This is a genomic window from Microcystis sp. M169S2, from assembly GCF_020245865.1.
Classification (GTDB): Bacteria; Cyanobacteriota; Cyanobacteriia; order Cyanobacteriales; family Microcystaceae; genus Microcystis; species Microcystis ichthyoblabe_A.
This window is the reverse complement of record NZ_JADBUB010000180.1, coordinates 1-12,612: the sequence shown is the minus strand read 5'-3', so window position 1 is coordinate 12,612 and position 12,612 is coordinate 1. Positions and strand designations below refer to the sequence as shown.

General features: G+C 49.9%; 6 protein-coding genes. 2 read left to right on the top strand and 4 right to left on the bottom strand.

Annotated features, from left to right (window positions below; translation table 11 throughout):
• Both IM485_RS17330 and IM485_RS17325 read right to left on the bottom strand, forming a co-directional pair.
• The coding region (locus IM485_RS17330) for a pre-peptidase C-terminal domain-containing protein (protein WP_287744605.1) at window positions 1-9,248 on the bottom strand (9,248 nt) is incomplete at its 3' end.
• 165 nt (window positions 9,249-9,413) lie between these two features.
• Window positions 9,414-9,833: a DUF4347 domain-containing protein gene (locus IM485_RS17325; RefSeq protein WP_071846425.1), complete on the bottom strand. Its 420-nt coding sequence runs from the start codon at window positions 9,831-9,833 to the stop codon at window positions 9,414-9,416.
• Between the two features lie 270 nt (window positions 9,834-10,103).
• On the opposite strand from IM485_RS17325, the gene IM485_RS17320 reads away from it, so the two are divergent.
• Together IM485_RS17320 and IM485_RS17315 are read left to right on the top strand one after the other, a co-directional pair.
• The gene (locus IM485_RS17320; protein WP_002747004.1) at window positions 10,104-10,349 is read left to right on the top strand and encodes a hypothetical protein; all 246 of its coding nucleotides are present in this window, start codon (window positions 10,104-10,106) and stop codon (window positions 10,347-10,349) included.
• Window positions 10,346-10,750, top strand: coding sequence for a type II toxin-antitoxin system VapC family toxin (locus tag IM485_RS17315; RefSeq protein WP_002778866.1), 405 nt, complete (start codon window positions 10,346-10,348; stop codon window positions 10,748-10,750). The genes IM485_RS17320 and IM485_RS17315 overlap by 4 nt, the downstream gene beginning before the upstream one ends.
• 218 nt (window positions 10,751-10,968) lie before the next feature.
• Here the strand turns inward: IM485_RS17315 and IM485_RS17310 are convergent, their stop codons facing one another.
• Together IM485_RS17310 and IM485_RS17305 are read right to left on the bottom strand one after the other, a co-directional pair.
• Entirely contained in the window at window positions 10,969-12,084 is a 1,116-nt protein-coding gene (locus IM485_RS17310; RefSeq protein WP_287744603.1) for a TIGR03032 family protein, read from the bottom strand.
• A gap of 400 nt (window positions 12,085-12,484) precedes the next feature.
• Window positions 12,485-12,612 (bottom strand): bluetail domain-containing putative surface protein (locus IM485_RS17305; RefSeq protein ID WP_502882194.1); only part of this gene is annotated, 128 nt, incomplete at its 5' end.

The window sequence follows — 12,612 nt, the reverse complement described above, 5'->3', positions numbered from 1 at the left end:
GAAAAATCAGTGGCATTGGCAGGATTGCTGCCGCTGCCGGTAACTACCCAGTTAACGTTATTGGTTCCCGTGGTATTAACCGCACGAGTGACGGTGAAGGTAAAGGCTTTACTGCCACTGTTGCCCTCGGTTTGATTGGCATTGGTGGCCGCAATAGCGAGGGTGGGAACTGCTGCATCATCATTTTGGATAGTGCCAATAGCTGTAGCGGTGGTAATAGTAGCGCCGTTGGTGGCATTGGAGAGGGTGACGGTAAAGTTTTCGTCCGGTTCTACCGTTGTATCCCCCTGAACGTTAACAGTAATTACTTTTGAGGTTTCCCCGGCGGCAAAACTCAAGGTTCCTGACGGGAACAACCCTCCGACAAAATCCGTGGCATTGGCGGGATTGCTGCCGGTGCCGGTAACTACCCAGTTAACGTTATTGGTTCCCGTGGTATTAACCGAACGAGTGACGGTGAAAGTAAAGGCTTTACTGCCACTGTTGCCCTCGGTTTGATTGGCACTGGTGGCGGCAATGGCGAGGGTGGGAACTGCTGCATCATCATTTTGGATAGTGCCAATAGCTGTAGCGGTGGTAATAGTAGCGCCGTTGGTGGGAGTGGAGAGGGTGACGGTAAAGTTTTCGTTCGGTTCTACTGTTGTATCCCCTTGAACGTTAACAGTAATTACTTTACTGGTTTCTCCCGCAGCAAAACTCACGGTTCCTGACGGTAACACAGACCCGACAAAATCCGTGGCATTGGCAGGATTGCTGCCGCTGCCCGTAACTGCCCAGTTAACGTTATTGGTTCCCGTGGTATTAACCGCACGAGTGACGGTGAAGGTAAAGGCTTTACTGCCACTGTTGCCCTCGGTTTGACTGGCACTGGTGGCAGAAATTGCTAGGGTAGTCCCTGTCGGCAACGCCACTAGGACGGGTTCAATGGCGATGGAGTATGCGATCGCCAGTTGGCCGGAGGGTTGACTAACTCGAAGTTGATAGACCTTACCGGGTTCTGGAGTCGGGGTGGTGAGTTGCAGGGAACCAGCGCCAGTTTGGGTAGCCAGGGGGGTATTGAGGTTACTGGGGTCAAACAGTTGGGCGGTGGCGGTAGCATTGCCAGCAATGTGAACAGTGACGGATAGGGGAACCAGTTGACTCACCTTGGGCAGGTTGAATTTAAACCAATCGGGAGTGGTGGAATCGACTTGTAAGCCGGTAAACCAGTTGTTTTGAATGATAGTGCCGAGATCGACCGCTTTGGCGGCGGTGTTATTGCCAGTAGCCCAATCGTTGCTGTTTTGGACAGCACCGGGGGCGTTAATGGCGAGGGTGTAGTTGGGAATGGGTTGGCCGGTCGTCGTGGGACTGTTGACCAGTAATAAATATTCTTTATTGGCCACTAATCCCGATAGGTTAAAGCTGGCTTGCCCGTTGCTGGCGGTGGCGGTTTTCAGCGCCGTGGTCCGGTTATCGGGGTCGAAGAGGGAAACCGCTAGGCTTTGGCCGGTTTGGGGGGTGAAGGAAACCGTGAGGGTGTTGCCAGTCCCGCCGGCTTGGGAAAGGCTAAAGCGGTAATAGTCTTGATCGGCGGCGTTGGGAAGGCTGAGGTTCGTAAAGCGATGGCCGTTACCGGTTAAGGTGTTGAGGTTAAAGGCGCGGGCGGCCACGTCGTTGCCTTCGGCCCAATCCTGTAGCAGGGGATTGCGGGTGCTACTGCCGCGGGTGGTAAAGGCGTTGAGGAAATTTGTCCAGCCGGTGGCGTTGAGGAATTGCGAGTTGCGGCTGAGGTAACCGGCGTCGATCGCCCCACTATTGGGAAAATAGACCGAGAGACCCTGAACGTTGCGTTGGTCGGCGGTTTTATCCACCACTAGGTTACGCAGGGCGGTGAGGGCGTTATTGGCGGCGGTTTTGAGATTGGCGGGAAGATTGCTGTTGGTGCTGGTGGCGACGGCTTGGAGGAACTGACCTAAATCCCGGTAGTAGGGGGCGGGGTAGAAGCTGTTGGCGAAATCGCGGGCATCTTTGATCGCGTCCCAAGTGGCGTTACTGGTGAGGGCAACGGCGGCATCGGTAAAGGTTTTGATGCTGGTGACGAGGGTGTTGAGGGCAGATGTGCTGGTGGCGGAGAGGGTATCCCAACCCCGACGGTCGCCTTGGTGTTGTTGTTGGTAGCTGGCGATGAGGCTATTGGCCAGATCGATGGCTTTGACTTCGCCGGGGTTATTGATCAGGGCGGCGAAGGCGGTGGTGTAGTCGTAGCCGGTGTCTTCGGCGGCTTCCTGAGAGGCGACAAAAATTTCGGCGTGGTTGCGCACCATATAGGCCACTTCCGCCATAGCCATTAAACAGGCATCAAAAGCCAACAGTTTGAGGGAGAAGCTGGGATCGGCGTTTTTGACGTTTTGGAGGGCGGTGTCGAGTTCGGTACTGTAGAGGCGATCGGCACCGGTATTGGCGGAGGTGCCTTCGTTATCGACGTTAAAGCCTCCGAGTTCGCCGTTGCCGTGGTTCCACAGGATGAGGCCGTAGTTATTGGCCGGGGCGGCGGATTTGGCGAGGTTGATAAATTCCGTCAGGGTAGCGGGATCGCCGGAGTTTTTCTCGTCTAGGAGGGTGAAGGGGGTGGCGACGCGCTTGAGATCGGTGTCGGGTTGGAGAATGGCCCAGCCGGCGGTTCCCCAAGCGGTTTGATTGGCGGTGGCGTAGGGTCGGTTGGCGGTTTGATCCCAGAAGACGGCGATTTTGACGTTACTGGGCAGGGAGGCGGCGGCCAGTTCCATCTCGTTGATGTCGTTGAAGGCGGACTCTGCTAGGTCACTGCCGGTCATATAGACGAAGATCGTCCATTCGTTTTTGGTGTTGGCGGCGTTGGTGGGCGCGTCGATGTAGAACTGGTAGTTGTTGGTAGCGTTGCTGTTGCCGATGACCCGCGCGTAGTAGGTGCCGGCGATTTCTCCGGCGAGGGAAAGGGTTTCGCGGTTATTCGTAGCGCTGGAGAGGTTGGCGGTTTTGTAGGGGGTGGTCAGGTTGCTGGCCCGATAGAGTTCCAGTTGCAGGTCGCCCTGGGCGTGTTCAAATTCGATGCTGAGGAAGTTGGCGGCGGTGCCGGTTTGGGTGGTGGTGAATTTAAACCAGTCGTTGTCTCCTGGATGGATGGTGAGTCCGGGGATACTGCGGAGGTTACTGATGCGATCGAGGTCGGTGGCGGTGGCGGCGCTGTTGTTGGTTTCGAGGTAGTCGGAGAGGATGGGGGTTTGAGTCCCGTTGGGGGCGCTGAGGGTGAAGGTGTAGTTGGGGTTGGTAGCGTTCTGGTAGCCGAGGACTTGGACTTTATAAGTACCGGCGGCAAGGCCGTCGAGGCTGATTTCTTCGTAGTTTTCGGTGGTTTCGGATCGTCCCCGCACGGTCGCGCCGTCTTGGTTATAGAGGATGAGATCGAGGTCGCCGAGGGCGTGGTTGAAGTCGATGCGGAGGTTATGACCGGCTTTGCCGACGCTGGTGGTTTTGAATTGGAACCAGTCTCGATCGCTGGCGGTGTGGATGGAGAGGGCGCTGAGGGAGGTTACGCCTTCGACGGTTTTAAGGTCGTAGGGTTTGGTGTGGGTGTTGTCGGTGGTGGCTTCTGTCCAATCCCCGGCGGTGTCTAGCGGGGGCGGGCCGCTGAAGGTGAGGATGTAGTTGGGGTTGGTCGCGCCGTTAACGCCACTGACTCGTACTAGGTAATCTCCTTTGGCTAATCCAGCGAGGTTGATCTGTTGATTGCCACTGTTGCCCCCGGTGCGATCGACTAGGAAGGTTCGGTATTGGCTCTCGGTGGTGTTGGTCGTGGTGTTAAAGGCTTCAAAGAGTTCGAGTTGTAAGTTGCCTAAAGAGTTATCGAAGTTTAAACCGACATATTGTCCATCTTGTCCTTGACCCGATAATGTGAATCTGAACCAGTCTTGATCGGTGGCGGTATCGATGGAAAGATCGGGAATGCTCGTTAGATTTTGACCCGAAGATTTGAATTCTATTCGGTCTATATTGAAACGTTGTTTTAGAAAAGCCCCAAAAGTCCTGATGTCGGGAAATTGACTAGCTAATTGAAAAAATTCTGGAAGTCGATTGCGAGAAATTACTACTATTCGGCCTGGTGTTGTTTGTTGAGGTGTAAAGCTATTTTGGGGAGAACTTTGTGTCGGAGAAAAACTATTACTATTCGGCAGATTCTGAACATTAACTGCCTTTCCATAATAGTCATAACCTCTTTGATAGAACTTTATGATCTCGCTATCAAAGACTCGATTAAAACCATTGTTGCCTGGTCTTTGTGTATAAAAATTTCCGTATTGATCGCGATACCCAGTCGGTAGTGAAGATTGATTGCTCGAGCTAAAATTTGGGTTAAAAGAGGCCGCCACCCTGTAATCGCTTTGAGCTAATGATCTTTCGGTTTGATCTAATTCTAGTCGCTTATTCGACAGAGTTCGCGCATCTCGAATTGGTGAGATATCTGGACCTATATTTCGTCCCCCCCCGCTAACCGCCAAATCCCGCAACTGATAAGCATCCTTCGGGCCATTGGTCGCGCCTTCCAAAGCGTCGGCTACCAAGTCAGGAATCCCCTGCACCGTGAGGCTGTAGTTGGGATTGACGGCGCCGGACACTTTGACGTAGTAAGCGCCGGGGTCGAGGTTCGCAAGGGAAACCTGCTCCGAGTTTTTATCGGTATTGGACTCCCTTAATTTAGTCCCCGATGCGTTAAAGAGTTCGAGCCACAGATCCCCCTCTTGGTGATTAAAGTCAATACCGACAAACTGATTAGCGGCGGTGCGTTGCTTCACCTGCACCTTAAACCAATCCTGATCCGTCGCCGTGTGAATCGAGAGGGCGCTGAGGGCCACACCGCCGTCAATATTCCGCAGATCGTAGCCCAGCGTTAGGGTATTATTCGGCTGACTGCGCTTATCCAGCCAATCCGCCTCCGGGGTTTGGGGCGCGTTGATCAAGAGGGAATAACCCGGATTCGTCACCGAACTGGTCGCCCCATAGACCCGCGCCGTATAGGTTCCCGCCGCTAACCCCGCCAAAGACACCGATTCCCGATCGCCCTGGGTGTCAGAGGTTAACACCGGCGTGGATTGACCTTCGCGGTAGAGTTGCAACTGAAGATTCCCCAACTGGTGATCGAAGGCGATACTCACCTCCTGACCCGCAAGCCCCGTACCAATGGTCGTAAACTTAAACCAATCCTCGTCGCCGCCCTGATGGATGGATAGCCCCGAAAACAGACGAGACCCGTCAATTGCCTGAAGATCCGTCGCCGTCGCGCGGGTGTTATTCGCCTCCGCCCAATCCGCCTTACTGACACTGGGATCGGGCGCATTGACAGAAAGCTGATAACTGGGATTAATCGCGCCGTTATAACCCGTCACCTTCACCAGATAAGTTCCCGCCCCTAGGGGTTGATTGCTGGCGTTGACCAAATTCAAGCGCTCGAAATTATTGGTGGTTTCCGACTTGCCTAACAGAGTCGTGCCATTAGCAGCGTAAAGCTCAAGCTCCAAATCCCCCAGGGTATGGTCAAAATCAATTTGTAGATAATCCGTGGCGCTGGCCGTCGCCAAGGTCGTGAACCGGAACCAATCCACATCCGTCGCCGTGTGAATCGAGAAAGGCTCCCAGGTTTGGAACCCCTGCACCGTCCTCAGATCCCGCGCCGTCGCCGCCGTGTTATTGGCCGCCAGCCGATCCGCCCAATCCCCCGCCGCATTCACCGGGGCGCTGATGGCCACACTATATTCTGAATTTGTCGCCCCGTTATAGCCATAGACCTTGAGGAAATAGACCCCCGCATTGCGACCATTGAGGGAAATGCTCTCCGTATTCCCCACTCCCTGGGAAGAATCCAGAAGGGTCGTCCCATCAGAAGCGTAAAGCTCAATGTCCAAATCCCCCTGCTGGTGGTTGAAAGTAATACCCGCCGCGTCAGATACCCCGCCCTTAGCGTCAATCTCGAAGCGGAACCAGTCCGTGTCGTTGGCGGTAATCGATAAATTGTCCCGATTAAACTGACGGTCAAGCTTGCCCAAGTTGGTCGCCCGACTGATCGCGTTGTTATTATCGGAGCCTTCCCCCCAGTCCGCCGTTACCCCAGCAAAGGGCGCGTCCACTGTCAAGGCGTAACGAGGGTTAACCTCCCCGTTGTGACCATAGACCCGCAAATAGTAAGTCCCGGCACTCAATCCCTTTAAGTCCACCGAATGGGCGTTGGCGACCCCCTCCGAGGTTTTGAGTAGGGTGTTAGAGCTATTGTAAAGCTGTAGATCTAGATCCCCCAGGGTGTGGTCAAAACTAATGGCCGCGTAATGTCCCTGCTGACCGGCGCCGGCGATCGTGAACTTAAACCAATCCACATCACTACCGTTGTGAATCGAGAGAAACTCCTCGGGATCAGTACCCAAGGTGACCACCTGCCGCCCCTGTTGGGAGGGCGCAATTTGATTATTTAGGTTATAGGCCGTCGAAAAACTATTATTCGACTCAAAGCTATCCGCCCCGTTGGCTAAAGGTGCGCTAATGGTCAGGTCGTAGTTGGGGTTAGTGGCGTTGTTATAACCCAACACCCGCACAAAATAATCGCCGCTAGTCTGCCCCTCTAGGGAAATACGCTCACTATTAGACGTTCCTGCCGAACTGAGGATGCGGGTACCGCTACTATTGTAAAGCTCTAGGTCAACATCCCCCAAACTGTGATCGAAGGTAACGCTGACAAAATCATTAGCCGTTCCCCGACTCGGTAAATTGAACTTAAACCAATCATTATCACCGGCGGTAATAGACAGATTTTGCCAGGTTTTGAGGGGAGACGTGCGGAGATTGCTTAAATCCTTCGCCACTGCCCGCGTATTATTGGCTTCAAAAATATCATCCCCAGGGGTATTAACGACTAGGGAATAATTGGGATTGACGGCGCCGTTAAAGCCTAACACCCGTACAAAATAGGTTCCTGTTCCCCGGCCCGCTAGACTGATGGACTCAAAATTACGAGTTCCCTTGGATTCCCCAATTTTGTTACCGGCGCTGTTGTAAAGCTCAATATCCAAATCCCCTTGGATATTATCCAGCGCAATGCCGACAAAATGCCCCTCCGCGCCAGTTTGCTTGAGGTCAAAACTAAACCAATCCTCATCGCTGGCCGTGTGGATGGAAAGATTATTCCACTCCTTGTAACCGCTCTCAGAACTCCAACCAAAATTCTTTAAGGCCTTAGCGGCACTTCGGGTGTTATTGCTCTCAAAGCTATCGCTCTGAATTCCCGAAGTCGTTCCGGGCGCGTTGATAATTAAATCATATTCATTCGTTTGCCCAAGCCAACTGTAAACCGCCACTCGGTAGGTACCTTGGGGCAGTCCCCAGAGGGATATATACTCCCCGTCGGTGTTATTGGCCTCGTAGGTAATCAGACGACCTTGGTTGTCATAGAGGGCTAAATCTAAATTCCCCTGGATGTTATTAAAATCAATGGCAATGTAATGATTATTGTTAGTCTGCCCTGTAATCGTAAAAGAAAACCAATCCTGATCCGTGGGGGTATGGATAGACAGATCATTTTCCCGCTTAAAGCCCGCAACGGTTCCCAAGGACGTTGGCGTTGTTCCAAAATTATTAGAGTTACCACTGGTTTCTAGGCGATCGCCTGTAGTCGTAAAAGCCACTGGCAGATTAAATTCCAGTAAATAACCAGGACTGGTCTGCCCAGCATAACTCCCCAACTGGACAACGTAGGTCCCCGCCGGTAAACCGCCTAGGGGAACATAGTTGTAGCCAGACCCTTCTCCCAGAGCATAGAACAGAAAGTTACCGGCGCTGTCAAAGAAATTAAGATCAATAATCCCCTGAGCGCCATTAAAGAAAGCGGCGATATAGTGTTCATCGGTGGAGGTTCCCGCCGTGGTAAAGCGGAAAAAGTCGGTATCTGTAGAACTGTGAATGGTCAGATTTTGCAGGGCGCTTAATCCGCTCAGGGTTCCGAGATTTCTTGCCGTCGCGAGGGTGTTATTGGATTCGTATCCATCTTGAGGAATACTCGGTGCTGTGACTGTAAACGTGCGAGAAAATGAGTTATTCGACTCGTCACTTTCAAAAACCGCATTAGTAGAGTCAACCTGTAAGGTCAGGGTATAGTTGCCCGGTGCTAGAGGGCCAAGAGCGAAGTCGGTGAAGTAGTCAAAGTCGCCAGCGCTAAACGCAAGGTTATTCCAAGAAGCAATCTGGGTTCCATTCAGAAGTAAACGGATCGAAAAGCCCGATACCGTACTGCCACTGCCGATATTCTGCCAAGCGCCGTCGATATAGAGAGTATTAGTCGAGGTGATCTGGGTGGCGTGGGTCGAGTTCCCCGGCGTCGTGGAAATAATCAACTCCAACGGTACAGGCCACAAATCCGACTGGGGCGCATTAATCTCTAGTCGGTAGCCAGCCGAGCCTGGCCAACCAATGTTAGCACCGTAATAGTTATAAACAACAGCAGAATAGGTTCCAGCAGGAAGATCTGCAAGGGAAATGCCCTCTAAATTATAATTTGAGCCATAATCGTCTGCGCGAACTAAAAGCTGGCCGGTAGAGTGATTATAAAGGTCTAGTACCAGATCAACGTTCGTTGCGGTAGAGGACACTTGGACGTAATGATTACTATTTCCCTGACCGGTGGTCGAAAAAATCCAGATATCGCCGGAGTCTGATGTCGTGACGGAATCATCTCGATAGCCATATCCTTGCCTTAAACCCAGATTAGTTGTCGCCTGCTCTACTGCGACCAACTGCTCATCAATGGTAATGACCGCCCAATCATCCTCTGTCTGTAGGCGACGCAATTCCCCACTGCCAATCTCAACACCCCGCACCAGCGCCGAAAACAACTCACCCTCATCCCCGGTTGTATCCTGAGCGTTAACCACCAAATCCAAATAATGCCCAATCTCCTCTAACAACACCGCCCGCAAGCGCCCCGCATCCCCATTAACCACCGACTCCGACAGATAGATCTTGCCTGTCTGGGCCGAAAAAGCCCCTACCGCGCCGTCTAAAATCCCATCCGCTAGGATTTCAACTTCCGGCAGATTTCCGGGGGACGTTAACGCACGGAACCGTCGTGGCGTAATCTCCGTGCCAAAAACTAGCTTAAACTTTTCCGCAAAGAGAGGATCAGCGGCAAAATCCCCTAGGGATTGGAGAACATCAGCAACAGCAGAGCGTAAGGCGGGGGAGTAGGTATCCATGGCAGAAACGTATTAAACCTTGCTACAAGACAAATATAGTCATCTCAATTAAGATTGAGAATATCAATCTCAGAGTTCATAAGGATTGGCGTTGTCAGATCAGAATATGAAAGATGCAATGCAATCCTTGCTATCAAAGTGATTTCAGTTCCCAGCTGATTCTGATCATCTTTCAATTTGACAACGCCGTAGAATATGATTAATCTTCGCCCAATTCTGTAACTGTTGGCGATAATCGTAAATATTTGTTAAATTAAGTTGACAATTCCCTAAATATAAGCATCCCGGCGCACCATGGGAAACCAGGTGAATGGTGGTAATCTGGGGATTTCGTTGTAAAAAAGCGGATATTTGTTCGATTCCGTCTTGATTGGGAGTGAGAATAACGGTGGCGACTTCTGAAATTACTCCAGCTTGGAGACTTTGATAATCGCTAACACCAGCATCGAGGAAAACTACGGTAGCGGTTAAACGCTGATTTCTCGCACTATCCACCTGATTAGCTTGAACAAAGCCATCAGATTGAGCAAAATTGAACAAAACATCGTCAACAGCAGAAAGGCTCGGCAAAAGGGTAGAAGTCATGACATTGACCGCAAAGGATGACTTCGACTATTTTGTGCAAAGAATCCCGAATCTTTCAAGGTTTCTATAACAAAAATTAACATTTATACAAGAAACCGGGTTTCTTACTTAAAGGAGAAACCCATTTTCTCAGTTATTGCGAAGATGCGATCGCTAACGTCAAAGCGAGGCAGTTATTTGCTTAATTTTAGAGGTTTGCTGGCCAATTAGCATTTTTTGTGATAGATTGTAACCATAGTAACTTTTTATACTTAATTGTCAGTAATAATCATGAATGCTACAGCAATACGTCAACAAATAATTGAATCATTAGCTAATCTTTCTGGCGAACAATTATTGCAAATTAGAGAGTTAATCGAGCAAAATTTTTTGCCTCAAATTAAACCTAAATCAGAAGAAGAAAGACAGCAGTTAATTAAATCATTACAAGGTAAATATGCTCATGCACCCACCAGTAGTGAAGATTTTGCCCAACAAAAACAAGCAGAAATTGATTGGGAGGAGCGTAATAGATGAATATCATTTTAGATGCTTGTGCTGTAATTGCTTTTGTTCGTAATGAAACAGGAGCGGATCTTGTCAGAGAAACCATCACTAATCAAAATAATAACAAAATGATTCATGTTGTTAATCTTTGCGAAGTTTACTATAATTTTTATCGCGATATAGGAGAATCAGAAACAGAAAAACTAATTCAAGAATTAAGTGATATTAACATAAAAACTCGCTTTGATTTAAGTAGCAAGTTTTGGCGACAAGTAAGCCAATATAAGGCACTAATTAAGCGCATTTCTTTAGCTGATTGTTTTGCTTTGACTTTAGCCAATCAAGAAAAAGGAATTTTACTTACTTCTGACCGAAAAGAATTTGAACCGATTATTCCTCTTAATATTTGTCAGATTAATTTTATTCGTTAATAAGTCCAGAAACCGGGTTTCTCGAAGAAACCCGTTTTCTAGATAGGTTCTCAAAGAAACCCGTTTTCTAGATATTGATTTTAGCCAAAGACTGCTTAAATTCTGCGAGAGAATTAGCAGTAGCTGCTAATTTTAGTAGCTCTTCTAAGATAGTAGGGTTAGTCATTTTAAGAAGTTGACATGATTTTTTCCTGAATAATAGGGTGAAAAGTAAACAATTAAGTCCCTAAAGAAGGCACCATCCAGACGGATTGAGTGCCGTCGAGGTCGTTATCTGGTCCAATCAGTGCCGGGTTGCGGTAGCCCGGGAGGACGGAGACAGCGAAAACCTCCTCCACGCCGCTATTGAACCAAAAAGTTGCCACCAGTTGACCGGTGGCCAGGTTGACAATAGCCAACCCGCACCGCAATTGATTACGCCGCTCATCCAGGGGTAAACCGCCAAAAACCGCCGTTTCCCGCACTTGGGACAACCCGACAAAGGCGTGACCTTCCCAACAGTCTAAACCCCGGGTAAAACCGGGCAATTCCGCGATGATTTCCGTGCTGCCAGTTTGGGGATGCCAACGGTTCAAGGTTCCATAACCGGAATTGAGGAAATAGAGATTACCCTGGTAAAGACGGGGAGAATGGGGCATAGCTAAACCCCGCAGAATCACCTCTCCCCTCGGCACATCAATCAAGCATCCCCCTTGGGCCTTATTCTCTCGCCAGAGGCTTTCCTCGTTGGTTTCCCCCAATGCCGTTACATAGGCGGGAGTGCCGCTATTTTCAGCCATAGCCAAGCCATTGAGGTGGCAGCGGTCACCGGGGACTAACTCGGTAATAAAGGGCGGTTTCCACTGGGGGAGAAAACTCCAATTTCCTTCGATAGTTGCCAGACAGTTAAATAGGGTATTGACCACCCAAAGGCGATTACTGCCAAAGGCCAAATCATGACCCATAATCGGACCGGTGAGGTGAGAGGAACGAGCTAAAAAAGCAATATCCTGTTCCCCTTCCGGTTTAATCTGGGGGGCAATCTCTCGATTAGCGGGTAAATTCCAAATTGCCTGACGAGCGCCCACAGCAATTCCGGTAGCGGTTCGGGTTAAACCCATTGCTTGGTCAAAATGGGCGAAACTCACCCGCATTTGTCCTTGATAAGTGCCAATGCTGGCCACTCGTCCCGCTTGGTAGGTGGAAATCAACACTGAGAGGTCAAACTGGTTGAGTAATTCCGGCAGATTGAGGCTGTACTCATAATTGACCGGCACTGCTTGGCGCTGAGTTGGACTCGCTGCCGGCGCTTGGGTATCTGAAAACTGGTTAGTGTTAGGCGGCAAGCTGTCCATAGAGTTTTTTGACTATAGATTAGAGTAGATGGTGATAATTGATTATTGTCTATGGTTGATTATGGTTTCAGTTGGTATTAATGGGGCTTATTATAAACAAACCAATCAATATCATTTATAAAGTTTTTTGAACGGCTCTTCTGGTTTATGTGTGGAAACGATGTCTATACTGATATTTTCTAGTTTCTTCTGCGGCTCGACTGAGCGTTCGACTGAGCTCACGCCGAAGTCATCGCCGAACGTCAAAATAGCCCTAAAAGTCTTGCCTGATAGGTATTTCACGGTTGTTTCATAAGCAAAAATTATCACACAAAGTCGAGAAGAGCCTCTTAACTTTTTTTGTATCAAAATTACTTGAACGGGAGCATTAAAAGGGGAGAATTAATCCCCCCCCATCAATCTAGACAAAGAAACTATTGACTGGAATAGTGCCGAGCGCCGGGAAAGCACCCGTTAACCCAGTCAGATTAATCACCAAATCATTAGCACTTTGGAAGCCTGCTGTACCGTTGTTGATAATTAGGTAAG

What these genes read in the sequence shown, in the direction of transcription:
- IM485_RS17320 (WP_002747004.1), top strand. Translation starts at nt 10,104, where the DNA reads ATGAATGCTACAGCAATACGTCAACAAATAATTGAATCATTAGCTAAT.
- IM485_RS17315 (WP_002778866.1), top strand. Translation starts at nt 10,346, where the DNA reads ATGAATATCATTTTAGATGCTTGTGCTGTAATTGCTTTTGTTCGTAAT.
- IM485_RS17310 (WP_287744603.1), bottom strand. Translation starts at nt 12,084, where the DNA reads ATGGACAGCTTGCCGCCTAACACTAACCAGTTTTCAGATACCCAAGCG.
- IM485_RS17325 (WP_071846425.1), bottom strand. Translation starts at nt 9,833, where the DNA reads ATGACTTCTACCCTTTTGCCGAGCCTTTCTGCTGTTGACGATGTTTTG.